Annotated in this window: 16 protein-coding genes; 5 read left to right on the forward strand and 11 right to left on the reverse strand. The window is 42.5% G+C overall.

Going from position 1 to position 25,648, the window contains the following annotated elements; all coding sequences use genetic code 11:
• The first annotated feature begins 667 nt into the window (after positions 1-667).
• Positions 668-3,406 (forward strand): InlB B-repeat-containing protein, encoded by a 2,739-nt coding sequence (locus QA601_05915; GenBank protein MDG5814602.1) that lies wholly within the window; start codon positions 668-670, stop codon positions 3,404-3,406.
• 125 nt (positions 3,407-3,531) lie between these two features.
• Here the strand turns inward: QA601_05915 and QA601_05920 are convergent, their stop codons facing one another.
• Positions 3,532-6,348 (reverse strand): InlB B-repeat-containing protein, encoded by a 2,817-nt coding sequence (locus QA601_05920; protein ID MDG5814603.1) that lies wholly within the window; start codon positions 6,346-6,348, stop codon positions 3,532-3,534.
• A 723-nt stretch (positions 6,349-7,071) separates the two neighbouring features.
• Positions 7,072-9,543, reverse strand: coding sequence for a glycosyl hydrolase family 8 (locus tag QA601_05925; protein MDG5814604.1), 2,472 nt, complete (start codon positions 9,541-9,543; stop codon positions 7,072-7,074).
• 222 nt (positions 9,544-9,765) lie between these two features.
• Between QA601_05925 and QA601_05930 the strand changes: the two genes are divergently transcribed.
• From QA601_05930 to QA601_05940, 3 genes are all read left to right on the forward strand, one after another.
• The gene (locus QA601_05930; GenBank protein ID MDG5814605.1) at positions 9,766-11,076 is read left to right on the forward strand and encodes a PTS sugar transporter subunit IIA; all 1,311 of its coding nucleotides are present in this window, start codon (positions 9,766-9,768) and stop codon (positions 11,074-11,076) included.
• A gap of 88 nt (positions 11,077-11,164) precedes the next feature.
• Complete coding sequence (locus tag QA601_05935) at positions 11,165-11,422, forward strand: hypothetical protein (GenBank protein ID MDG5814606.1); 258 nt, start codon at positions 11,165-11,167, stop codon at positions 11,420-11,422.
• Between the two features lie 54 nt (positions 11,423-11,476).
• On the forward strand, positions 11,477-11,953 hold the full coding sequence (locus QA601_05940; protein MDG5814607.1) for a PTS sugar transporter subunit IIA: 477 nt from the start codon (positions 11,477-11,479) through the stop codon (positions 11,951-11,953).
• Positions 11,954-12,058: 105 nt separating this feature from the next.
• On the opposite strand, the gene QA601_05945 is transcribed toward QA601_05940, so the two are convergent.
• The 9 genes from QA601_05945 to QA601_05985 all read right to left on the reverse strand — a co-directional run bounded on the left by QA601_05945 (position 12,059) and on the right by QA601_05985 (position 23,541).
• The gene (locus QA601_05945) at positions 12,059-12,517 is read right to left on the reverse strand and encodes a GyrI-like domain-containing protein (GenBank protein ID MDG5814608.1); all 459 of its coding nucleotides are present in this window, start codon (positions 12,515-12,517) and stop codon (positions 12,059-12,061) included.
• 659 nt (positions 12,518-13,176) lie between these two features.
• Positions 13,177-14,370 carry a M20 family metallopeptidase gene (locus QA601_05950; GenBank protein ID MDG5814609.1) on the reverse strand — a complete coding sequence of 398 codons (1,194 nt, stop codon included), beginning with the start codon at positions 14,368-14,370 and terminating at the stop codon, positions 13,177-13,179.
• 333 nt (positions 14,371-14,703) lie between these two features.
• On the reverse strand, positions 14,704-16,470 hold the full coding sequence (locus tag QA601_05955) for a hypothetical protein (GenBank protein MDG5814610.1): 1,767 nt from the start codon (positions 16,468-16,470) through the stop codon (positions 14,704-14,706).
• A gap of 151 nt (positions 16,471-16,621) precedes the next feature.
• Positions 16,622-16,915, reverse strand: coding sequence for a hypothetical protein (locus QA601_05960; GenBank protein ID MDG5814611.1), 294 nt, complete (start codon positions 16,913-16,915; stop codon positions 16,622-16,624).
• 1 nt (position 16,916) lies between these two features.
• Positions 16,917-17,768, reverse strand: coding sequence for an RNA polymerase sigma factor RpoD/SigA (locus QA601_05965; protein ID MDG5814612.1), 852 nt, complete (start codon positions 17,766-17,768; stop codon positions 16,917-16,919).
• A 338-nt stretch (positions 17,769-18,106) separates the two neighbouring features.
• Positions 18,107-18,685: a hypothetical protein gene (locus QA601_05970; protein ID MDG5814613.1), complete on the reverse strand. Its 579-nt coding sequence runs from the start codon at positions 18,683-18,685 to the stop codon at positions 18,107-18,109.
• 314 nt (positions 18,686-18,999) lie between these two features.
• A complete protein-coding gene (locus QA601_05975; protein MDG5814614.1) occupies positions 19,000-19,578 on the reverse strand; it encodes a hypothetical protein in 579 nt (192 codons plus the stop codon).
• Positions 19,579-19,905: 327 nt separating this feature from the next.
• Positions 19,906-20,484: a hypothetical protein gene (locus QA601_05980; protein ID MDG5814615.1), complete on the reverse strand. Its 579-nt coding sequence runs from the start codon at positions 20,482-20,484 to the stop codon at positions 19,906-19,908.
• On the reverse strand, positions 20,485-23,541 hold the full coding sequence (locus QA601_05985) for a peptidoglycan-binding domain-containing protein (GenBank protein MDG5814616.1): 3,057 nt from the start codon (positions 23,539-23,541) through the stop codon (positions 20,485-20,487).
• 840 nt (positions 23,542-24,381) lie between these two features.
• On the opposite strand from QA601_05985, the gene QA601_05990 reads away from it, so the two are divergent.
• Positions 24,382-25,647: a LysM domain-containing protein gene (locus tag QA601_05990; GenBank protein MDG5814617.1), complete on the forward strand. Its 1,266-nt coding sequence runs from the start codon at positions 24,382-24,384 to the stop codon at positions 25,645-25,647.
• Position 25,648 lies beyond the last annotated feature (1 nt).

Raw genomic sequence — 25,648 nt, forward strand, 5'->3', positions numbered from 1 at the left:
ATTTTTTTACTATGGGCGAAAAAATCAGTGTTAAGCAGCGTATAGGACCGCAAAATGGAAGGATTGTACAGGGTAAAAACGGTCGGGGATGCCATCCGTCTACAGGAAAAGGGAAGCCCGGGGTAGAAGAAAGCCCGGGGCTAATATAAGAAAACCTTTCAGGTTATTATATCTACATTCACAAGGTTTGGGTTAAGGCAGCGAGAATTGCTGTATGATCAAATTATTAAAATCATGGCATTTACATCCTGTCTAAACAAATCATTCGGGACATCGATGTAATACCCCCAAAGGGGGTTATTTATATTAGCCCCAGGTTTCTCTACCCGGGGCGGTTTTCTGGGGCGTATTCTCTACCTGGGGGCGATCTGGCATCTTCTAAGGCAGGAAGGTTTCTGGAATACCTGACCAATCTGTGTTTCCCCTCTCCTCCCGCGATTATAGCCCAAGGGTCCCCCCAAACGGGTCTTTTCACGCTTTCACTATTGACGCCCGGGGGTGACCCAATCTATCGCCTTTAGCCCCATAAATCCCAAATCCCTTCATTCCAATTCAAAATTCTTAATTCTCTCTCCCCATCAGAAACCCCTCATATCAGAGCGTAAATGTATTATATTATCGAAGATATCTTTTTTATTCCAAACCGCTTACCACCAGGAGTTACACCATGAGACGATATTTACTGTTTTTACTATGCCCACTTGTTTTCTTTAGCATCTCCTGTGAACAACCTGAAGACCCCATCGAACGTGCATCACTTGATGATTTATACCTGCATGATGAAGACAGTCGAATCGTTGCTGGTGAACCGTTTGAGGTTGTACTGGATCTGATTGGTGGTAATTACATAGAGACAATCACTGTAGAGTATGGTGACTCAAGGGATAAAAAAATTATTGATTATCTTAAAACAGATGACTGGGAGGATAAACTACTGCTACCCCTTACCTACGATTCTGCCGATACCTATAAACTCGTAATAACAGTTGAATTTCTCCGCAATGTGAAAAGAGTGGCAGAGCTTGAGTTGAAAGTTTATCCTGGTTACAGTGTTATATATAACAGCACCGAACATATTTCCGGTGATGTGCCTCAAGATACCATGTTCTACAAAACCGGCGAGAGTGTAACTGTCCTTGGTAATAGCGGCGCGCTCTCAAGAGAGGGGTTTGAGTTTATAGGATGGAGTACTGATAACGATTCCTCCTCTGCAATAGTTAAAGCTGAAGACACACTCATCATAGATGGGGAAGATATTAACCTCTATGCCCGGTGGACTAAGGTAAGCGACACCGACAACTTTACGGTAACATTTGACTATAACTACGATTCGGTAGTCACCACACAGATTGTTGCTGATGGAGCGCTCTTAGAAAAACCATCTGAGCCCCAAAAAAGAGAAGGTTATACTTTTGAAGGGTGGTACAGTGATCAGAATATGGATGAGAAGTGGGATTTTGAAGAAGGGGTGATAACCAGTGATACTAACCTTTTTGCCTACTGGAATGTTATTACTTACCAAATCTCCTACACCCTTAACGGCGGAAGCAATCACGACGATAATCCAAACTCCTACACTATAGAATCTGAAGCCATATCAATAAAAAACGCATCAAGAGAGGGTTTTAGTTTTCTTGGATGGTTTGTGGATACGGTAAGGATATCACAGATAGAGAGTGGTTCAACGGGTGATCTGACTTTGGAGGCAAAGTGGACAGAAGACCCGGTATTTTTTATTGCCTATCATGGAAACGGCAATACCGATGGCAGCGCTCCCGACACAGCTTTTTATGAAGAGGGGGCTGAGGTTACTGTGTCCGGAGCAGGTAGTCTTACCCGCACGGGTCACCAATTCATGGGCTGGAACACCGATCCGCATGGAGAGGGCGACTCCTTTGATCCCAATGACACATTTGAGATGGGAGCTGATGACCTCATATTGCATGCGCAGTGGGAGCTAAATGAATATACAGTGTCATTCTATACTGGTGAAGAAGATTTATTCAAAACACAAATCGTGCAGCACGGTAGCTATGCCAAGGAACCAAGTGAAACACCTGTAAAGGAAGGGTATCGATTTGCCGGATGGTTTGGTAATAGTGCTTTAACCAACCCCTTTGATTTTAATGAAAGGGTTATTACCAACGATAGAACTATTTACGCCAAATGGATTCCGCTTTTTTCTGTTGTGTATCATGCAAACGGAGCTGATACTGGAAAAGTCCCGCTTGATAGTAATCTATATAACGAAGGAAGAACAGTGCTTGTAAGTAATAACTCAGCATCTCTTTATAAAGAGGGTTTTAGTTTTGCCGGATGGAATACCAGCCCGGATGGTACAGGTGCTGCTCGATTACCGGGTGAAACATTTATGATGCCTTCGAGCAATATCAATCTTTATGCGATGTGGGAACTAAATCCTCCTGAAGTTATCGTTCAACCATCGGATATGACTGTAACCGCTGGTGAAGGACTCATTTTATCTGTTGAAGCACGGTGCCCCGAAACCAGTAGCTCCGAACTTAGCTATCAGTGGAAAAAAGATGGCGTCGAAATCGAAGGTGCTAATGAAGCGTATTTAACAATAGATTCAACTCTCTTTAGCCATGCAGGAACATATAGTTGTCGAATCAATAACAGAGCAGGCGGAGTCATCAGCGAAAATGCAATTGTAACAGTTATACCTCCAGGAATGGTACACATTGAATCGAAAGATAAAACATTCAGCATGGGACATATTAATGTTGCATCCCCGGTTCACCAGGTTACAATAACCTATGATTTCTGGATGGGAGAAACTCCTGTTACACAGGAAGAATTTGAAGCAGTAATGGGTTTTAATCCATCATTTTTCGAGGGCAGCCAAAAACCTGTCACATTGAATCGTTTGGAGGCTGTCCGATACTGTAATGAGTTAAGTAAACTTCATGGTTTAGACACGGTCTATATATACGATGAATTAACAAGCTGGGGTGATTTAACTATAGATTACTCGAAAAATGGTTATCGGTTACCTACTGAGGCAGAATGGGAGTTTGCAGCACGCGGAGGAACAACTACCTATTTTTTCTGGGGAACACAATCTGATACAAGTGCAGCAGGCGACTATGCATGGTATAGAGGAAACAGTAATGATAGAACACACCCTGTCCGCCAAAAACTCCCCAATGCTTTTGGCTTATACGATATTATGGGTAATGTATACGAATATTGTAATGATTATCGTGGTGAATACACCAGCGACCCGAAAGTAGATCCAAGAGGACCATCCGACGGCCTGTATTTGGTATACAGAGGCGGCGCCTATTGGCACAGGGCAGAAAATTTGTCAGTCGCAGATCGTACTTTTTCTACCAGGGTAGAGATGAAATACCTTGGCTTTAGAATTGTACTGCCAAAGCAATAGCATAAAAAGTTACCTACAGATACAGCAATACTATTACTGTATCTGTAGTCGTTATTATACCAGATGATTTTGAAGTTTTAAAACACATAGTACTGTTTTACTATTGACAGCAATGTAGTCTTTTTTTATTCCCTTACAAACACAGCCTCTACAAACTCATCTGAATCATCCTGAGTATCATTACCAAGCTGCCCTGAAGAATTTGTTCCTGTAGCCCAGACGGTGCCATCTCTCTTGATTATCACAGTGTGAGCGGCACGGCCACCTGCAGTGCTAATTCCACCACACGCAACGTATTTAACTTCACTTGCAACCGGTACTGGAGTATTTTGATTTGTTCTGTCCCCTGTTCCCAATTGTCCGGTAAAGTTATGTCCTGTTGCCAACAATGTGCCATCACTGAGAAGAAACATAGTGTGTGAAGGACCGACTGCTATCATTTCAATATTACTGTAATTTTGTATTTCGGTAAAAGCTTCTTCACCGGCACCTGCACCTGAAGATCCATTTCCAAACTGCCCAGCATCATTGACTCCTGTTCCCAAAATTATACCACCGGCTTCATTAATAATTGAATAGCCGCTGCCGCTGCCTACCGAGACTATGTTACTATCCAACAGTACCGGTGTTTCTACTTCTGAAATACTATCTAATCCCAGTTCACCACTCAAGTTTCTTCCGGCACCCCACAATGCGCCACATTCCTGAAGAATCAGAGTGTGACTATTAGAAGTTGAAACATCTGAAACATTACTCAATCCAACTACCCGCCTGAATATATCAGAATCGGTACTGGATCCAATCCCCAGTTGCCCCATATCATTTCTCCCCGTAGCCCATAGGCTCCCATCAATACTTTTCAAAAACGTTTGATACCAACCTGCATAAACAGCCTCATATTCCTGTGAAATTTCGATAAATTCTTCTACAAAGTCTACACGTCTTACACCAAGCTGACCGAAATTATTAGATCCTGTAGCCCACAACCTGCCATCTTCTGTAATAATCATGATGTGAAATGCACCCGATGCAACCTGTTTAACATTATCCCTTACCTTTCTAAAGACAAGAGATGGTTCATTATTTCCATTAACACCATCATTAAACTGACCCCGATTAGCTCCAGCAGACCATAATGAGCCATCACTGAACAATATCATGCTGTGAAATGCACCAAGAGATGCTTTTACTGGTTTTGGATTCCATAGTGCATATAAGGTATCATCAGACCTCATCAGATAGTCCGCTTCATCACCAAACGCTATATCACCCCCACCCGCCGTTTTTGACCAGCCAGCGAAGCCCCAATTGTTTTTAATAAAAGTGCATGGATTAAGTTTCTGTACCTGGCCAAAAGGTATTAATTGCTGCCCCATACTACCAGTAGCGGAATCACTGTTTTTCAGAAATGTTATGGCGTAAACTTTAGGTTCCCAAATAGCATAAAGGTTTAGTGTATCAGAAGACATAACAGCCACATCGGTTGCATTGTACTGAGGTGCACCATCAGAGCTTTTTGCCCACCCGGTGAACTCATATCCTGCTCGTCTGAATGTATTTTCAAGGTTAATAGTTTCATTATAGTTTTCATGGAAAACAGCTATAGTATCACTTCCGTCATTTTTGTGGAATATAACCGGATAAGAATTTATATCCCATACCGCATAAAGATCAATAGTACCAGGCACAACGGTAATCGTTTGCCCATCAGAATAAGCCACTGAATCACTGTCTTTTTTAAAGGACCAGCCAATAAACGTATAACCATCACGGTCGAAATCATTAAGGTGCAGCTCAATAGTATCATTTGTGACAGCTAACTGGTTTCTGATATGATCTCTTCCATTATTGGAATGGAACCTGATCGTATTGGTATCTTCACCCCAAACAGCATAGAGTTCATGATTATTTTCTAACAAGATATACTGACCACCATCTTTATATGATATAGTAGTGTCATTTGGATCCACAGACCATCCCCTGAAATAATAACCCACCCTTTCGAATGTGTTTGGAATTAGGGATGCGGCAGAGTCTGTTAATACTTCCTGGTAAGTTGATCGATTACTTCCATCGTTGGAATGAAACACGATTGTATTTTCTTCCGGAACCCAATGCCCGTAAAGTTTTATATCCGAAGTAATGAGATCATCCTCATCCCACAATTCAGTACCAGTGCTATCCTTGTACCACCCAGCAAACACATATCCCGCTAAAGAGGGTACCTCCGGAAATGAAATTGTTGAATTATAGTAAAAATCATTGACGAAACATTCATCCCCATTGTTCGGACAAAAAACAATATTGAAAATCTTCTTCTCCCATAACGCTTTCAATGTAACATCATTTGTATCCAAAATAAGAGTATCGCCAAACTCATACTCTTTTAGTTCTTCACCCAGTTCTCTGCCCCATTTATTGAATGAGTACCCATCTTTTTGGAGTCCACCAGTATTATTTTTTACAGTAACAACATCCTTTGTTCGATACAATACAGTGTCGTTTGGTACATGCCCGTAATCATGTTCTTCAGAAATGTATGTTACCTGAAAATATTTCTCCGGGGCGATTACGTTAACAATTGTACTATCAACGATGATAGTTTCATTTTTTAGATAACCTGAGATCTTTATATCATAAAATCCACTCGAATTGAATTGTTGTTCAATTTTCACTGTTTCATTTTGTTTTACCTCGGTACTAAAGTGAAAAACAGAGCTTGTATCTCCACCTGTTAGGGTAATTTTTTCAAAGAGGTGTGGCATAGTAACTTCAATGGTAAAAACTACTGTATCCCTGATTTTTATTTCATTTTCCTCATCCAGTGAAATTAACTCCAGGCTGGCAAAGTTATAATTTTCAAAAGGATCTGTTGGGCTTTGGCAACCTAAAATGGTGGTCAGTAAAAAAAAGATTAGGAATGATCTAAAAAGGGTTATCATAAAAGCCTCGTTTGTGGATGAATAGGACTATTCTGTTATAAGTGTGTCTTGCTTAATCTTTAAATACAAATAAAACAAAGATACCGTCACAGTCAATATATTTAATCTCTTTTATCTGAACTGGTGGGTAGGCAAGTCTGATTGAGCAAAGCTTTCAGGTTATCATATCTACATTCACAAGGTTGGATTAAGGCAGAGAGAATTGCTGTGTGATCAAATCATTATAATCATGGCATTTACATCCTGCCCAAACAAATCATTCGAGACATCGATTGAATACCCCCAAAGGGGGTTATTTATATTAGCCCCGGGTTTCCTACCTGGGGCGATCTGGCATCTTCTAAGGCAGGAAGGTTTCTGGAATACCTGACCAATCTGTGTTTCCCCTCTCCTCCCGCGATTACAGCCCAAGGGTCCCCCCAAACGGGTCTTCACACGCTTTCACCATTGACGCCCGGCTCCCCTCCGCAGTAGCTACTGCTACGGAGGCCGGGGGGGTGACCCAATCAATCGCCTTTAGCCCCATAAAAATCTTTTCTTTCTATCTTCAATTCTTTTATGCTTACATCCTTGCTGGATTCAAAGAATATCCCGCGCTTTCAGCGCTTATGATTTACCAAACGCAGAGTACCATTAAAGTGGAAGTATTACATAACTATACAAAAAAAGCCCAACATCCCGCTAAAGGATGTCAGGCTATTAACAAGTAGTGTCGATATCTTCTTATCTCATCACTCTAAAAGGCAGAGTTACTCTCTTTCCGCCCTGTTGCACTACGGCAAAGTACATACCGGAACCAGCATTTCTTCTCCTGAAATCCCATTTCACCATTCCATCACGGGAAAGGGTTAATCTGTCCACAACTCTTCCGGAAACATCAAAGATGCTCACTGTTTTTCCACCCAGCTCTCCAGAAAAGCTAAACGCGACTCTATCATTAATCAGCCGGGCACTGTTTTTATGGCCTGAAGTAAATGCAACAGTTCTTCTTGCACTCAGAGGGAGATATTCAGGTGGTGGAGAATAGAGGTGATCCAGATCACCTGCAAAGTGCATACTCTCTATCCAGATTTCACCTTCACTGCCATCGGGTTTTTGCACCTGAAAACGAATCGCAGTTAAGCTATCAAGTGAAAGCGGGCGATCTCCTCCCTGACGCGGGGTGAACTGCGAAACAGGCAGCTTAAATTTCTGACTTTCAGGAGTCAAATAAAGAGAATCTTCATAAAAGTTGTGATTATCAATACCCAAGGTAATAAGCTGCACCGACACTCCAATGGGTTGAGGAGAACGGGCAACCACGATAATTGTATCCAAGCCTGTTAAATCCAGGTTTCCATCAGCAGTAGTGCAGTTCCACTCAAGTGCAGCGTATGGATAAAAATGCAAACCTCCTTGATCGAGAGTATATGCCCATCTTACCCAGCTATCTCCTTCATGTTCTACCACTTCAAATTCAGGTACAACAGACGCTCCACCGGCATAAGAATCAGTATAGCTTGTCCACTCTCTACCAAAATAGGGAACAAGATCACGAGCTGCGAAATCATCCACTATAAGCCGTTCTCCATCTCTTAAATCAAGCGCCCGACTTAACCACACTCTGTCTGTAATGGTCTCAGAAAGTCCTCTTGCACTTATAGTGACATCATAGTCACCATACTCGATTACCGAACCATCGTTTGACAGTCCATACCAGTTCACCGAAAGAGTATCAGAATTTCCGCTAAAAGAGATACTGCTATTTTCATTTTCCCTGTGTTTGAGTTCCACGGTCCAGCGTGCGGGTTTGTTAAAAAGCCCCTGAATTGTAAATGCCCCCTCATTGGCATCAAAACTCCGGCCACTAAGAGTTGGGCGATCGACCCATTCAAGTGGAGTAGTAGGGTCGGGATCCTGAAGAACTTCCCACACATTGATAAATTTTCCTGATATCAGTGATGCTCCAAACCAGGCCAGAAACTGATCAAAATACATCTCATTATGAAGCGTATCTTCACCGTTTGGACATGATGCTTTTCCCCAGAAGTCTTCACCCGGGGTATAAAACTCCTCCAGCAACCGTTCACTAAAAGGCTCAGCAGCTTCAGGCCCGCCACTTCCCATCGCAGCAGTAGCCCACATACCAAGTGTCAGATGGCTGTGCTCTCTCCTGGGGCGTTGCAACGTATCATTATTGGCCAGAATAAAAGTATCCTCTTCAGGAAGCAAACTCCCATCAATCTGAAAGAAGTTAGCCTTTTCGGGCGTATCAACAAAGGCGTAGGCGTTATCTAAAAAGGCCTTTGCCCTGGGTTCACCATACCAGAGGTAATCAGTTGCAAGGCGCCAGTGAATGCGCACCGCATCCTTATAGAATCCCTGTCCTCCAAGGTAAGCGTTATATCCAAGTATACTGCCTTCTCCTGGAGGCGGTAGCGGGATAGTATCTCCATCAGGGCGGCACCAGTCTGGTACAAGGCCAAGTGCGTACCCTGGGTTACGTTCAATAACATCATAAGAGCCGTCTATAAGCGACATCCATGTGTTTCTGTGTTCCGGTTCGAATTCCGCGAAAACTCTGTAAAACGCAGGTGCAAAATAGGCTGGATTGACAAAATCTTCTCCACCCCAAAAATTACCTGGTCTCAGATATCTTCCATCCGCAATCATTGTTTCTCTTATGGTCCTGAGGATGTCCCTTGCTCTTTCTCCATAGGTTGCCCCTGAATCACTGGTAAATGGCTCCCAAATACCGTGCTCCACAAGCTGATCCGCAAAAATGAGCATTATGGCTATATCTTCTTCTGCGTCTGAAGCTGCTCCATCATTGTGTGGACCCATGGCGTCATTATTTTTACCCTCAGAGTCTCTTCGCCAGTTATAAAGGCGCCCATCCCACATAAACCTTTCACCACCATTCCAAACTTTATTAAAGTATGCCTGGTCATCACTATAGAGGGCCAGAATCATCCCGTAACCCACTCCCTCACTTACTGCATCACCTGGGAATTCAGATTTAGGCCTATGCACCATGCCCGTTGTCCAGGGATCGATATTACGCTTCTTTATCCCCTCCCAGGTCCTTTGAAGCACCTCTTCATAGTCGTGAGATACCCGGGGAAGATGTGAAGGGAGGTCTGAAAGGCTTTGTGCCTGAGTTAATAATGGGAACAAAAGTAGAAAAAACAGTTTAGAAAAACCCCTTTTTACCATTATAATAGTCTCCAAATTAAGGGTGTAGAATGAATATTTTTCAGTTAATCCAACAAAGATTAGTGAATTTAGGAATCTATACAGTTCATAAATTAACACACCGTTCTAAGTTTAACAGTCTAAAAAAGGGATAACTCAGGGTTATTTAAGAATTTATGTTTTCTAAGAACTATTTTATGGTATAATTAGCAATCTGGTGGTTTTTAAAGAAGGCGATTTGAGATGTCCTATGCTAAGCTTTTCAGTACCAAACGTATCGTTTTACTGAATTCAGTTTCTAAAGAACAGATGTTTCGACAACTTATCGAGCTTGTATTGAAAGATACCCGGGGGTTTAGTTTTGAGCAAATCTGGGAATCTGTTCTTGAGCGCGAAAATCTTATATCAACAAGAATTTCTGATACCATCGCAATCCCTCACGCACGCATCCCCGGCTTTGGTGGAACGATTGCAGCAGTGGGACTAAGCAAACGGGGTATTATCTACGACAGCATCGAAGACAGAAAGATAAAACTGTGCATTCTGATTGTCGGTGATGGCAACGAGCACCTTGAAGCACTTTCATGGACCGCTCAGCGTTTATACGACAAAGAGCGCCTGGAGAGTATCCTCAAGGCCACATCTGCCAGAAGGATCTTCTCGCTCCTTACCGGAAAGATTGAACCGGCCAAAACCTCAGCAGCAAAAGAAACTCCTTCATCACGACTGCTCCAGAAAGCCTACGCCCTCGGTGAAGATTTAGGATTATCGGGGGTTATCTATCATGCACCGTTGCCGGTGAACAAGCTTTCTTTCAGACCTGTTAGAAAACTTCCCCTATACATTGTATGCTCTGACCGTTCTCTGTTTCCCCAAAAAATCCCGGGGGTTAAGGAAATAGTTCAGATTCCCTTTAAAAACACCAACCGCTCAAGCCAGGTCGAATTGGTATTGATATTCCTTATTTCACAGGGAGTTATCAAACGAAACCAGAAAATACTCAGTGTATTGGGGAGCCCCGAGCGCGAACACCTCGACACCATTATACTCACCGATGTACGGGATTACCGGTTCTTTTTCACCATTGGCAGAAAACCCCGTCCTAAGGACCTGCAACAACAGGTATTTGCCAGAATGCTTCAGATTGCAAGTGAACTTGCTCATGAAGGGCGGGAGGGTAAACCGGTAGGAACGCTTTTTGTTCTGGGTGACTCTGAAAATGTGCTTAAATCCTGCCAGCAAATGGTGGTTAATCCCTTTGGGGGCTATAAAGAAGAAAACCGAAATGTACTTGATCCGGGCCTTGAAGCAACCATAAAGGAGTTTGCCAAACTTGATGGAGCATTTATAATTAGAGGTGATGGTATGATCATAGCTTCGGGTGCTTTTATAAAGGCAGAAAGCGGTTCCGATTTCATCCTGAAGGGATTGGGGGCACGACATACCGCGGGTGCCAATATAAGCGCATCAACGGATGCCTTATCCATCGTTCTCTCAGAATCGACCCGTCGTGTAACCGTTTTTAAAAAAGGGAAGCAGATAATGCGTTTCTAAGCACTAAATTTGTTGGCTAACTAATTGAAAAAATAGTGTTCAGAAATCATTTTATCCACTACACTCAAAATGAAAGAGAGGTCTTAGCATGAAAGCCATTGCTTATTTTAAAGAAAACGGTTTTATTCTAATGATGGTTGGTTTTGCCATTCTTATTATAGGCCTGATCACAGTGATGAGTGTTAGCCCTGCCAATGTTGCTGCCCGTTACGCAGCGATCGGTGCATCGGTACTGGGGTTTGCGATCTATATTGTCGGGAGAATCTTCGTTGCTATGAAAAAAAACCAAAAACGAAAAATCCGTAAAAACGACGAGGATGAAGCTCATTTTGAACCAAAATCTTAAAGATGGCACTTTCATTGAGCTTAAAGGACACCATTCTCCAGTAAAACAAGAGGTATGAGTTTGAAACTACAGGATCTGCTTCAGAAAAATTGTATCCTTACAGACCTTAAAAGTACCGATAAAAATGAGGTTCTCAAGCAAATGGCCCATTTTTTGGCCACCATCCATGACCTTAAAGACCCCGACGCCATAGGAAACAAGATAATTGAGCGAGAAACTGACATGTCCACCGGCATAGGATTTGGAATCGCTATCCCTCATGCCAGGCTCAGTGGCATTGACCACCCCTACATGGTTGCCGCCAGATCCAGCCAGGGTATTGATTTTAACTCCATCGATGATCAGCCGGTTCACCTCATATTTATGCTTGTATCGCCCGCCAGCACATCCAGCGAACACACTCAGATCCTCTCATCACTATCACGAATAATGTCCTATGAAGAGATACGGGAAGATTTGCTCGAAGCCGAGGGTGCAGAGGAGTTTCTGGAAATAATCACCACCGGAGAGAATAAATACGTTCAGTACTAAAACCTATATTTACTATCCTAAACAGTCTATTTCACCTCAGAAGAATTTTCAAAGAAAGAAGAGGGTTCATCTGCCCCCTTCCCTTTTGCAGTGTTGTATTCAAACTTACTTAAGCGGAAAAGAAAGTTTGGTCAGCAAGTCTTCAGGACTCACCTCCATGGGATTGTTCAGATACATCTCACAAGCTATCCCCTTAGGCCGTAAGCCTTCATTTTTCACAAATTCAGCCAGCTCGTTATACGCGGACTCAATATTTTTGTATGGCCCCTTGTAGACACAGGTGGCAGCTTTGCCACTTAATGTCATTTTCGCTTCTACTTCATTGACCCCTAAAACCTCTCTTTTCACAGGCATTCCAATTTCTATGTCCAGATTTTGCATATCCATAGTGTAGTAGATCACATAGGGTGCCCCCGCGACTTCTTCACCTGCTTTTTTCAGGGTATCCTGTATCTTACTATAAGCTGACCCAAGCACATCAGGCAGTTGCTCTGAAGAGCATTTGGTTGAAATAGAGAGGGCTGGCTGTTCCGGGATCTCTTCTACTTTAAATTCACTCACCATCGGTAACTCCTTTGTAATTAGTTTTCAGGGGCATTACCATCAAAACACTTAGGATTGAGAAATTAAAACTATATATGTAATATAATTACGTCTGAAAGAAGTGAAAGAGATGTTGGTGAGAAAAATGCGGCATTATAGAAGAATTTGTGGGTGAAAAAGTAGTTAGATGTGTATGAGTGAAAAAAAACAATGTATTAATGACCGGGAGGGTGAACGGCAGTGAGCCCTTAGAAAAACTATGGAAAAAGGGATCCGCCCCAATCACTGGCGAATGAGTGCTTTCGCCGGTCCTTCCCCAGGGGCCAATTGTCTGAGTCCTCGAGTTTTGGCCCCTCCCCGGCGAAAGTGCGAATGGGAGAGCCAGTGTGGGGCTCCAGGCGTTCTTTGCCTACTTTCTTTGGCCTTGGAAAGAAAGTAGGTCGCCGAAGGCCCTCCGAGCCGATGCCCTGAGAGGCGAGTTCTTGATTGTGACAGTGAGAAAACACTATGGTTTTTAATGATAAAACTTTCAAACACACGCTATATCACAGTTTTGGGATACATCTACTTCCATAACCAACCCACAAATTTTCCAGAATAGCCGAAAATGCTACTTGAACCAGCAACCTTTTAAACAGGCCCTGCCAGTTATATTTTCCAAAACAAGGGAACCGACCAGTTTAAATAACGAGATTATCCAAAGCAAAAAGCACGTGAGAAACCATACCGCTTTTTATGGCAGATTCATCAGGCAGAAAACGAGGGGTATGGATACCTTCCATAGTGTCACGATCCAGAGGTCTTACCCCAAGGTGGATGAAAAGACCCGGTGCACATTGCTGATACCGTGAAAAATCTTCGGCATACATCGTTGCCAGCGAACGCTCAATTACACTCTCTTTTCCAAAAAAGGAAGAGTAAATTTCCGTGGCCCTTTGTGAAAGCGCGGGGTCATTATACCCCGGTGGATATGACCTGTTAAACTCAACTTCACAATCTGCCCTGAACGCTGTGGCCGTATTTTTCAAACAGGTGGAGATTCGATCTATCAGGTACTCCATTCTGGCTGAATCATGAGAACGAAGCGTACCGGCAAAGCTGGCAGTATCGGGGATGATATTACGTTTGGTACCCGCATGAACTGACCCTATCGTTAAAACCGCAGGAGCGAAGGGCGAAAGTTCCCGGCTTATGAGGGTTTGAAGAGCCGAAATCATAGAGGCGGTACATACAATCGGGTCGATAGTTTTTTCGGGTGTTGCTCCATGCCCCCCCCTGCCCCGTACTGTAACATCAAAGGTGGTAACACCAGCATAGTCAAAGCCCTCTTTTATGCCGATAGTACCTGTTGGGTGATCTGCGCTTACATGAAGGCCAAATACTGCGTCTGCATTCCTGGGAAATACCCCCTGTTCCATTAATCCGTATGCTCCCCCGGGCTCCTGTTCCTCTGAGGGCTGAAACAGACAAAGCAGGGTTCCCTTCCAGTGCTGCCTAAAGTTTTGCAGTATATCAGCTGCTCCAAGAAGGATCGCGGTATGCATATCGTGGCCGCAGGCATGCATCACCCCCGGATTTTTTGAACAATACGGCACCTGATTTTCTTCCAAAAGGGGCAGCGCGTCCATGTCCGCTCTGAGCACCACCGTTTTACCATCCCCGTTTTCAATCTTCACCGAAACCGCTGTTTTATTCAGATGGTACCGCGGCTCAAAACCCCACTCTTTGAGAGTAGTATAAACCAGGCGGGCTGTACTGAACTCCTCACCAGACAACTCGGGGTTTTGGTGCAGCACTCTTCGGATCTTCACGATATCAGCAAAACGTCTCTCTACTTCTGCTTTTAAGTCTTCATACAACTCATTTTTGATCATAAGAGTATCTCTTCCCCGAGATGGTTTGATGAACGGATTACTCAAAATAATAGATGCCTATAAAGTATTATATGCAAATCACAGGCAAACCCCTCCATTAAGAACAATCGGCTCCGGTCATACTAAAACTAATGAGCTTTTTTAGAATAGTGCGCCCGGGTGTTTCACAGCAATTTTCTGTATTATCTGCTATTTGCTCAACCAAAACTCACATTTATCTAACTGCTGCGTATCAGGAGTAGTTAGCGAATCTCCCACCAATAAAAAAAGGCAGCACAGTTCATTACCGGGCTGCCTGAATATATTGATACCAATCTGGCTTATTTGCAAGTACTATTCCCAGAGAAAATCGTAATCATCATATTCCTGAGCATCAGAAGTTGATTCATCTTCATCTTCATGTTCCCGGGTATCAGGCATTTCATCATCCCATTCATCCTGAGCCTCCTCTTCACGGTACATATGAATCCCCGCAGGCCTTCCTTCATGTAGAGAAATGTCTTCTTTAGCGAGAAAGTAGTTGTGGACCTTAAAGAGTGGGATCTCTCTAAACTCCTTAACCCGCTCAATAGGATTATCGTAACCATCAAACCATATAGTAGAGAGCCTGAGCTGCTGAGCCTTGTCCTCTGTAACAGATTCCGGTGCCCATCCGATAGCAAGATCATAATCCTTATTAACCAGTGCCAGCTCATATTTACGTCGCCCCACACCATTAAGTACACTTCTTATACCCGAATTGGTCAGATCTGCCAAAAGTTTCTCTGCGATTTTTATTGATGCAGGATCTTCGTTGGTGTAGAGTATTCTCAGAGGTTTATCAATTGATGGCATCATTGAGCTCACCGGAGCAGATGCGACGTCAAAATCCATGGTATCAATTACAACCGACTGAATAGTTTCACCTTCGTATTTAAGAAAATCTGAAAGCAAACTTTGTGGCTGTATAACCCCTGCCACAAATCTCCTTGCAGCCAAATCCGGCAAACGGCAGGCGACGAAGTAACGATCAGAGGATAGTTTTTTAAGCTCTGAATTATCGTTTAGGTTACGTTGCACATACTCGATATCATCGGTTGAAGACAGAATCATGGCATCGAAACGACCAAGCGAGTAGGACAAAACCGGATTTTGGTCTCCGCCAAGCCGTACGACGCTGCTATCGAGGTAGGGAGTTATAAAACGGCTGTTTGGGTTTGGCTGAAGAAAAGCATCCCTTCCCTGCTGCTCCCTTATATAGTAGGGGCCAAGCATAAAAGAGCTCCAGAGTAGATTTGCACTCCTGATACGCTCAACGGCTTCTGGGTCGGGACTTTCCATTCTTAGCTGAAGAGTTAACCCATCAACGGCATAAAACCCCCGCACCACAGGCTCTTCCCCTCTGATGAAGGCTTCAACACCCTGTACATTTCTAAAAAGAGCCAGGCCTTCTGCAGGGTGATTTCTTACGAATTCGGTCCATAACTGAATGATATCCATAGCAGTGATACTCTGACCGGCACCATTAAGCAGCCGTCCGCTTAATTGTAGCTCCACTCTTCTGAAGGAAGAATCAGTAACGGTGAATAGAGCCTCTTTTTCATCGGTAGATTCAAAAGGATGGGGATTGGTCAGTTCTGAGAATGTATTGTCAAAAAAACCTCTTTGTGAATAGAAGGTCACAAAGCCACCCTTACGGGGTTGAGGCAATGGCTCAAACTCTGCACTATCAAGCATCTCGACAATCTCTTCTGAATAAATAAACTCTTCAAAGATCGACTCCTCAACAGGCCTGAACCCCAACTCTCTGTCCTCTTCATCTTCACTGATCGTTTCCACCGGCAACATTTTTATGGATACATACCCTTCACCCGAATCGATGTGAGCAGAAGTGTAGGTATAGTTTTGAAGAAAATTTTGGAATGCACTGATAAATCTATCCCGGTCACCATCACTGTGGAATCTAACAACATAGGACAGGGTATCTGCGTCTGTTTTAACCACTTCAGGTGTACGGGGAGTAGCGGAAAGCGGAGCCCTTGTCTGACCCTGGTGAGCTGACATACATGAAACCATTAAAAATGAAACAACGACTAAAAGATATACCTTTAAATGGGACATAAACACTCTATTCCTTTTAAGTTTTCGGTGAGAGATAGAAAAATAACTGCTATGTCACATTGAATTCAATAAATGTTTGTTTTAAAACAGATAACGATGTAAAATGGAGAGTTTTTTCAGGAATGAGAAGAGAATGAGGAAAGCCCTCATTCTACTGTGCACTTTGCTTACATGCATCTACTGCCTGTTGGCACTGATTTCTATAGGTCTGAAGAATTACTTTAGACTCATCCTGCTCATCACCAGAGAGGGTAGAGTAGGTATGTTCAAACTCAGCTGCTTCATTGCAAATATATTCCATATATTCACACTGATAGGTATCGGGAAGATCGTTGGTATTTATGTAAGAGGTTCTACCACCACATCCCAGACCAACCAAGAGCAGCGTAATAATAACGCCAGAAAAAACGAGAGTCGTGAGCGGTCGAATAGCATTTCTTTGCATACTAACTCCTTGATTTCAAAACCTGCATAGTTGGAGAGCTTTTAAGCCTGCTCAATGCTTTGGACTTAATCTGCCTTACGCGTTCGCGGGTGATATTAAACCTTCTCCCAATTTCATCAAGCGTGAAAGCAGCCTCATGCCCTATACCGAAATATAATTTAATGATCTCCCGTTCGCGCTCAGTAAGTGTATCAAGCATTCTTCTGATTTCTTCATTTAATGAGAGCGCCTGGATTTTATCTTCAGGACTGTTTCCTTCAAGCTGGTTGCCGAGCAGATCAAGTAGTGTAGAGCCATCATTATCCCTGACCGGAGCATCAAGAGAGATATGACGGTTTGCGATAGAGATGGTTTCCCGAACAGCAGTTTCGCTTATCGATAGCTCCCTGGCAATTTCTTCGATATCAGGTACTCTGTTAAAACGCTGTTCGAGTTCAATCTGAGTCTTATTTATCTTATGGATCGCTCCAGCCCTGTTCAGTGGAAGGCGCATAATCCTTGAATGCTCAGCCAAAGACTGTAATATAGCCTGGCGTATCCACCAAACGGCATAACTAATGAAGCGAAAATTTTTCTTTTCATCAAATCTGCGCGCAGCACGGACTAAACCCATATTACCCTCATTAATCAAATCACAGAGGGATAATCCCTGGTTCTGATAATTTCGGGCAACACTCACAACAAATCGCAAATTAGCTTTTACAAGTTGATCGAGTGCAGTCTGCTCACCTTTTTTGATTTTGGCAGCCAATTCGGCTTCCTTTTCGGAACTCAATGGCTGAAGTCTGCCTATCTCTTTTAAATAATGAGCGAGACTACTCTCTTCTGCTGTAGGAAGAATCGGTTTATTCACAGTGCATCCGGGGTTGCGGAGAACGTTACATTCTATTATACTTATTTTTGAATCATTATAATATAGGTCTTATTTGCTCTATTTCCAACAACTTTCGTGTCCAATACACCACTTGAGGACAATATTGTGCTATTACAGGCACTACAGGGGCCTTAAAGGAAGGCATTTCGAATACTTTTGGAAGATAAGTGTTTTTGGGGCACACGACCCATATTTGTTACAAGTACGCCACAGACTATACTACAACCATAAGTGGTAGAGCGATGGTGTCAAAAACTCCATCCCGAAATGATAAAATGGGCGGTCTATAGTTAGCAGCTTAAATGTGTATTCTATTATTACTTTGAAGCCGCTTTTTCATACTTTTTCTTCTCAGGATCCTCCAAACCCATGACTTCATGGTAAAAATCAACCAGTGTCAGGTATGATATTTCCTTAAACATATACCCACTTGTTCTGATTGAAAAGATTTCTTTGTTTAGTCTGGTATCATGGAGAGTAAATAGTGTTAAAGAAGGGCGACACCCCTCTTGAAGAATACAATCCCCTCTTTTTAATGTAACATGCTCAATTAGATGCTCAGAAATAACACGCTTTGTACGGCCACTACGAAGAACAATCTTCTGCTTTTCCGGTAGTAATAAAACTTGGGGCAATACTATGATTTCGCCCATAACTGTACAATATGAGAAGCAACCAAAAAGTATGGCTGCAGAAGCGATTATGACTAAAGGAACATAATCACTTCTTTCTCCTGTTATGTACTCTGGAAATACGTGCACAAGAACATAAGATGCTAACACAAATAGAGGTAACGAAAGGAATAAGGTATATGGTATACCTTTGGGGGCGGTAATAGCTACCCCCTCATCATATTGCCTGATTACGGGACGAATATTTTTCGGTATTTCAATCATCTATTCTGCCTTTCTGTTTAGATACGTTAAATACTCTTGCAGATTGTTCTCCAATTCACTGATAGGCTGAGAATTATTTCCTCTTGTGCCCCATGGTGAGTTCACCAGAAAATTAGTAACTTCATTGTCGGCTAAGGAACCGAGCCAAAAACAGAAAGGGTTTAAAACAGTGCAAAGACTATCGTTTTTTGTACACAACTCTCGAGTAGACCACAGACTTTTTCTGATCCCACCAATAGAGTACGCGTGCCAAAACTCATCCCCAAAAGACCAAAAGGCAGGTATAGTTAGCAGCTTAAATGTGTACTCTATTATTACTTTGAAGCCGCTTTTCCATACTTTTTCTTCTCAGGATCCTCCAACCCCATGACTTCATGATAAAAATCAACCAGTGTTGGATGTGAAATATCCTTAAACACATACCCCGTTGTTCTGATTGATATGATATCTTTTTTTAACCTGGTATCATGGAGTGTAAAGAGTACTAAGGAAGGGCGTCCCAAACCTTGAACGATACAATCCCCTCTTTTTAATGTAACATGTTCAATTAGATGCTCAGAAATAACCCTCTTTGTACGGCCACTACGAAGAACAATCTTCTGCTTTTCCGGTAGTAATAAAGCTTGGGGCAATACTATGATTTCGCCCATAATTGTACAATATGAGAAGTAACCAAAAAGTATGGCTGCAGAAGCTATTATGACTAAAGATACATAATCATTACTTTCTCCTGTCAAATACTCCGGAAAAATGTGCACAAGAACATAAGATGCTAACACAAATAGAGGTAACGAAAGGAACAATGTATATGGTATACCTTTGGGGGCGGTAATAGCTACCCCCTCATCATACTGCCTGATCACGGAACGGATATTCTTTGAAATTTCAATCATTTATTCTGCCTTTGTGTTTAGATACGTAATATACTCTTCCAAGTTTTTCTCCAAATCACTGATCGACTGCGACTGACTTCCTCTTGTACCCCATGGTGAATTCACCAGAAAATTAGTAACTTCATTGTCGGCTAAGGAACCCACCCAAAAAACAGAAAGGGGTTTATAACAGTGCAAAGAGTATCGTTTTTGGCACACAACTCATGAATAGACCACAGACTATTTCTGAGTTGTGTGCCACCAGTAAGCAGAGTACGTATGCCAAAAATCATCCCCAAAAGACCAAAAGGCGGTCTATAGTTAGCAGCTTAAATGTGTATTCTATTATTACTTTGAAGCCGCTTTTTCATACTTTTTCTTCTCAGGATCCTCCAACCCCATGACTTCATAATAAAAATCAACCAGTGTCAGGTATGATATTTCCTTAAACATATACCCACTTGTTCTGATTGAAAAGATTTCTTTGTTTAGTCTGGTATCATGGAGAGTAAATAGTGTTAAAGAGGGGCGGCACCCCTCTTGAAGAATACAATCCCCTCTTTTTAATGTAACATGCTCAATTAGATGCTCAGAAATAACACGCTTTGTACGGCCACTACGAAGAACAATCTTCTGCTTTTCCGGTAGTAATAAAACTTGGGGTAATACTATAATTTCACCCATAATTGTACAATGTGAGAAGTAACCAAAAAGTATTGCAGCAGAAGCTATTATGATTAAAGACACATAATCATTACTTTCTCCTGTCAAATACTCCGGAAAAATGTGCACAAGAACATAAGATGCTAACACAAATAGAGGTAACGAAAGGAACAATGTATATGGTATACCTTTGGGAGCAATAATAGCTACCCCCTCATCATACTGCCTGATCACGGAACGGATATTATTAGGAATGTCAATCATTTATTCTGCCTTTCTGTTTAGATACGTTATATACTCTTGCAGATTGTTCTCCAATTCACTGATCGGCAGCGAATTATTTCCTCTTGTACCCCATGGTGAATTCACCAGAAAATTTGTAACTTCATTATCGGCTAAAGAACCGAGCCAAAAGCTACCACCGGCCCCGATTACCATACCGGTAACTACAAGTCCCAATCCCACTGGCGCTGTAAGAGGAAAAAACATCATTACTCCACCGGCAGCGGATAAAAGATGGCCGGCAGTACTGGTTGCATGTGCCAGAGTTGCTTCAACATTACCCGACTGAAATGCTTGAGATGCCTTTTGACCTGAAAAATAGGCATCAACAACAGAGAACAAGACAACTGCATATGGATTTGCTTTTTTTGCCACTCTTCCGGCTGCTGTATATTTAAGTGAAGTTCTTTTGCACATATAAAACAGAAACGCTGAAGCTGATTTGACTGCGCCAGCATGGTCTTCTGTTGTTAGCTCACCACCTCCGAACCTCTCTCCCAAATACAAAGCAACACTCAACCCATCAAGAACAGCTCCCATCGACTCAAGTGCAAATTCCACCTTGTCGATTCTCTTCAATTTATTAAGGGTATTTCGGTCAACTTGATACCGTTCAAACAGAATACTTTCTCCCTTGTGGGCTTTATCAAACTCTGCAAGGTATTCACTTTCGCTTATAATTTCTGTAATTGGCTCAATATCAACCCCAAGCCCCTCTCTAAAGAGCCGCAAAACAAAGTTTTTCTTTGTGGCGATATCGACTTGGTGGCTTGTGACATATGTTTTGCCTATAGCAGTCACCACTTTTACATAATTTGAGGAGATATCGTGAAGCTCTTTTCCGGTTGCAATTATCCCTTTTTCACTGAGAACCGGATGATCCCCCGAAAAATGCCGGAGAAGACGATCATTTCCATCCTCAAACTCATCAAGCCGCTCTATGGATCCAAGAAGATATCCCCAGGCAGTTCCCGACTCCTCTGGTTCATATACTGCCGCAATATCCTCCTCTACCCCGTCCCAGCCCTCAGAGCACAGGCATTCGAAAACCTTATTCGCTTCACGGCTTACTTTAAGATAAGCGCCCCTGTGCGCATGAAGCCTATTTGACAACCACCCCCTGAATTGCCGGCCATCATCACGTAACCGATTGGAAAGAGAGCTGTTCCACTGGGCATTGTCTTGTCCTCCGGTAAGTGCCTGAATGACTAAACCAGCTGTTAGCTGCATCATCTGACACCTCGTCTGCTCTTCACTGCTTTCAAATGATATGGTACCATCTTCATCTTTTTCAACATTCGTATCAAATCTTACAGCCTTATAATGATCGAGCGCACCCTGAAAAGCCTTGTTGGCCCCGCATGCCTGAGAAAGAAGATCACGCACCGCAATTACAAGCGTATTCCTCTCAAGCCCCTCCGTAGCGGGATCTGCGGTGCTGGTTATATCATTTTGAAACTGCACACGTTCAGGAATCCACGTCAACCCCATAGTAGATGCTGTCCCTACCTTGTAACACCTTTTCCAGGGTTCTCTGCTAATCTCCAGTACTCTTTTCCAGGTAAGTTGAAAAGGCGATGCACCAACATAACACGAAAGGTTATCCCCATGAATACGCAATTTAAGCTCAATTTGATTATCTGCGCAGTTACCCGGCATGCGGAAATCGTTACCCCTTTGGGACATAAGATCTACCTGATGGGCTTTTCCCTGATGATCAAAATAATACTCACCATCAAGCCATCCCTCACCAGGCTTTTCTTCCCTTTCTGCGAAAACATAGACCCAACGATCTTTTAAATGCTGAATTCGCTCCTGCCGTATCTCACCCTCATGTCCCATCCGTTGAATATAGTAAGTATAGTTTTCTCTTATCGCGGCTTTAACCAGAAAGGTAAGTGGATTATATTTCTTTTTATCCCTCTTGTCCCATCTAAAAGGTGGTATTAGGACATATGAATGCCCTCCCCTTACAATATCAAGCTCATAACTTTGACCCTCTGTAAGCCCATAAAATTCCAGAGTAAGTTGCCCGTCTCCCTCAACTGTGTCATCCGACACGGTACGTTGGACGGCATAGCAGCCATCCTCTCTTTCTGTTTCATAAAGCAGATATGTATCATCCTTAGCTTGTGGATCATTCGGATCGATAGCCAATGATACCGTCAGATGAGCCACTGGTCGGTAATATTCCATCTCCTTCCATACATCCAGCTCAGACCAGGTACACTCATCCACTATACCGTCACTTTCTTTTGAAAAAGTCGGCTCAACATCAATAAGATCATGTCCCTTAGCTCTTTTCTCCTTACGAGCACAATCCTGAAAAAGAGTAACAGCTTCATGCGTTTTGTTACCAAAATCCCCATCTACCGGTCCTACTTCATCAAACCCATAATCCAACAACAACTGCTGAAGCTTTTTAACATCTTCCCCCGCAATATAGCCATCCCCATCAACTGTTCTGAAAGAATACTTTGAAACTGCCATACAATCATAATGGCCGCGCCTAAGAATTGGTCTCTCCGGTGGCATTTGAAGCACCGGGCTTTTATCAATGACATTTTCACCACGAGAATGAGATATGTTTTTTACAAAGTATTTTACAGGAGTCCGCGGATTCTCTTTGCAGGTATTATAATGTTGAAGATTAGCATACCATAAATGTTCTATCTCCAATGTGGCAACATCATCCTCAATAAACCCTTCTACCACCTGAGCAAGATCCTCCTCCCGGTCGTTGAAGATTGCAAATAACTTTCCCCGGACCTTTGCTCTTATGGTGTTTTTAAGATACTCCGTTTTTACTTCAAGAAAGCACTTTTCGTTATATTCAAACCCCTTGGGTCCCGGCTTCCACTCAGCAGAGATGAGCCGGACTTCAGGTTCATGCTCCTCCTCATCATCCCTTCCATCACCCTCTACTCCTGTAACAAATTTTGGCTCGGTCTCAGAGTCATCATTCTCTACTTTTTGTTCTTTCCTTTTTACCGGAGGCGGGGCAACACTCCAGTCAAGATCAGAATGAGTTAAGGTCATAGTGTATATTCCTGTTTAGGTAGAAGCGTTTAAGTAACTTTGCAGTTATTCAGAGATTATCACATACAGGTGTTAAATTAAGATAATTTACTGTACTAAGCATGGTAAAGTAATTGTTGCTTTTTTAATTACAGAAGATTTTGATTAACATTGAAACGAGTGGTTTTTATATCTTAAGTTGAGTTGTCCTTTTCATCTCTTTTTTTAAGGAATGCTCTGTCGGGAAAACCGCTCTGAGAGTTACATTCGGCTGACAACGTTGATGTTATTAGTCATTAACAATTCCTGTACAGGATGATAGCTACTGCGAAGATGCGTCAAAAAGTCCCTTTCGGGGCCGGGTTCAAGAGTTTTGTACAGTATGTCTGATTATTGACTCATCTAACGTACCTACTCCACTACATTTGGCAGACCGATTCTTAATCGCACAAGTGTGCTTAAGTCTTATGAGTCTTAATTTTTACTTTTCATTTGAACCCAACAACAATTCTATTTATTTTGATAAAGGCTGGATATGTGGTTACCGCCTCCTGAATGGATTTAATTAGACTGTATTACATCCTGAAGCCGACTGCACAGGTCAAAGTTAGAAATATACGTTTTAAACAGCTCAAGCAAGAGGAGTCGAGAGTAATTACCCGATAGTAAGAGGAAGTCGATACCCAATTGGTGTATATCACACATCGCACAGGGTCCGACAGCGAAGATGTGCAAAAGGAGAGGTTCTGTTTATTCTGTACAGATTTCGAAAAACGCCTTAATCTTTCATAACGCCGAAATAACAAACCACTAGTATTGAATGGCATGGTTTCGAAACATTTTCACATAAGGATCTAAGCAATGTTCTATGAGTATACAGTTCAAGATGGTGATACATTGTCCAAAATAGCTAAACGTTACTATGGAGATGTGTCATACTATAAGGATCTGGCAGAATTCAACAGAATAGCAGATCCAGATCTCATTAAAATTGGCCAAAAGATTGATTTACCACATTATTTTGCCAAGTTTGAGAAAACTGTAATCGAATGCAACAAACCTGTGATTTGTTTGAGCCCCTGCCTAGCAAAGAATGATGTAAGCAGCGAAATGCATGATATCGAACTATGGGTTAACTCCGGAGCCGATATTCGAAAGGTTAAAGGAAACGGAACCCTTGGCATAGTCCCCTCCCTTAAGAAATCACGTACGATTGAATGTAGATCAACTAATGGAGCTGCAATGAAGTGGTTGAGCTCTGGTTACCATACCGCAGAGATCTCGGGTCCAGTATTGAAATCTAATATTAGCTCCTGGGGGCACAATCCAGTAAACCTTAAGCCCTGGTTCCCTAATGATAACCCTCGTATATGCACAATTAAAGCCCGTTGTGAAAACGGTCTTGAAAAGAGCGCTGTCCTTGAGGTGTACCGGGGTAATGAAGTTTCCCACGAAATTGATTTTTCAAAATCACCTTTTTGTAAGGGTCTAAAACAGGTTTTCGATGAACTTGATGAGTTAATAAAGGAACTGACCGGACATGTAATCGAAATTCGATTCGCTGTGGGAACTATAGCCTATAAGGCGGGGTTCAAGGAAGCCCAAAGGCGCCCGGAAGTGTTCTTTGGCTATAAATTCAATGGTGGGCTAAATCCTGTTTTTTCGGTCACCTACAAATATCCTTTCGGGCTGAACAAAATAATGCCCGGGCCCCTGAAACGTTTCGGTGATAGTCTTAAGTTTTTTCTTTTTGTAGGAGGTGCCTTTAACCTAAATTTCAACTACTATCGTGACAGTATTGACAATAAAGGGGCTGAGCTCGAAGCCGAATTTAGTCTTCAATTCGGTATTGAAGGAAGCGCCTCGATAAAATTTGGAAATAGAAAAATCCTTGACGCCAAACTTCAGGGTGACTCCGGAGTAGGAAGTAATTTTGGACCTGTTGTTGACCAGAAGGGGCTTGGAATAACAACCAATATGTGGTGGGATGGGATCTCAATCAAAGGCCACATTCTGGCCTTTGATGGCATGTACAAATATAAAAAGTCAATAACTCTCATAGATAAAAAAAATCTGCTTAGAAATGGTATGTTTTATTTTGTAGAATTCGATGAGGAGCCAAATTAGA

It is taken from the genome of Chitinispirillales bacterium ANBcel5, from assembly GCA_029688955.1.
GTDB lineage: Bacteria > Fibrobacterota > Chitinivibrionia > Chitinivibrionales > Chitinispirillaceae > Cellulosispirillum > Cellulosispirillum alkaliphilum.

Excerpts from the sequence above, each read along its gene's own strand:
- QA601_05970 (MDG5814613.1), bottom strand. The coding sequence starts at position 18,685 with ATGATTGAAATACCGAAAAATATTCGTCCCGTAATCAGGCAATATGAT.
- QA601_05920 (MDG5814603.1), bottom strand. The coding sequence starts at position 6,348 with ATGATAACCCTTTTTAGATCATTCCTAATCTTTTTTTTACTGACCACC.
- QA601_05955 (MDG5814610.1), bottom strand. The coding sequence starts at position 16,470 with ATGTCCCATTTAAAGGTATATCTTTTAGTCGTTGTTTCATTTTTAATG.
- QA601_05975 (MDG5814614.1), bottom strand. The coding sequence starts at position 19,578 with ATGATTGAAATTTCAAAGAATATCCGTTCCGTGATCAGGCAGTATGAT.
- QA601_05930 (MDG5814605.1), top strand. The coding sequence starts at position 9,766 with ATGTCCTATGCTAAGCTTTTCAGTACCAAACGTATCGTTTTACTGAAT.
- QA601_05950 (MDG5814609.1), bottom strand. The coding sequence starts at position 14,370 with ATGATCAAAAATGAGTTGTATGAAGACTTAAAAGCAGAAGTAGAGAGA.
- QA601_05985 (MDG5814616.1), bottom strand. The coding sequence starts at position 23,541 with ATGACCTTAACTCATTCTGATCTTGACTGGAGTGTTGCCCCGCCTCCG.
- QA601_05925 (MDG5814604.1), bottom strand. The coding sequence starts at position 9,543 with ATGGTAAAAAGGGGTTTTTCTAAACTGTTTTTTCTACTTTTGTTCCCA.
- QA601_05935 (MDG5814606.1), top strand. The coding sequence starts at position 11,165 with ATGAAAGCCATTGCTTATTTTAAAGAAAACGGTTTTATTCTAATGATG.
- QA601_05945 (MDG5814608.1), bottom strand. The coding sequence starts at position 12,517 with ATGGTGAGTGAATTTAAAGTAGAAGAGATCCCGGAACAGCCAGCCCTC.
- QA601_05940 (MDG5814607.1), top strand. The coding sequence starts at position 11,477 with ATGAGTTTGAAACTACAGGATCTGCTTCAGAAAAATTGTATCCTTACA.
- QA601_05980 (MDG5814615.1), bottom strand. The coding sequence starts at position 20,484 with ATGATTGACATTCCTAATAATATCCGTTCCGTGATCAGGCAGTATGAT.
- QA601_05915 (MDG5814602.1), top strand. The coding sequence starts at position 668 with ATGAGACGATATTTACTGTTTTTACTATGCCCACTTGTTTTCTTTAGC.
- QA601_05960 (MDG5814611.1), bottom strand. The coding sequence starts at position 16,915 with ATGCAAAGAAATGCTATTCGACCGCTCACGACTCTCGTTTTTTCTGGC.
- QA601_05990 (MDG5814617.1), top strand. The coding sequence starts at position 24,382 with ATGTTCTATGAGTATACAGTTCAAGATGGTGATACATTGTCCAAAATA.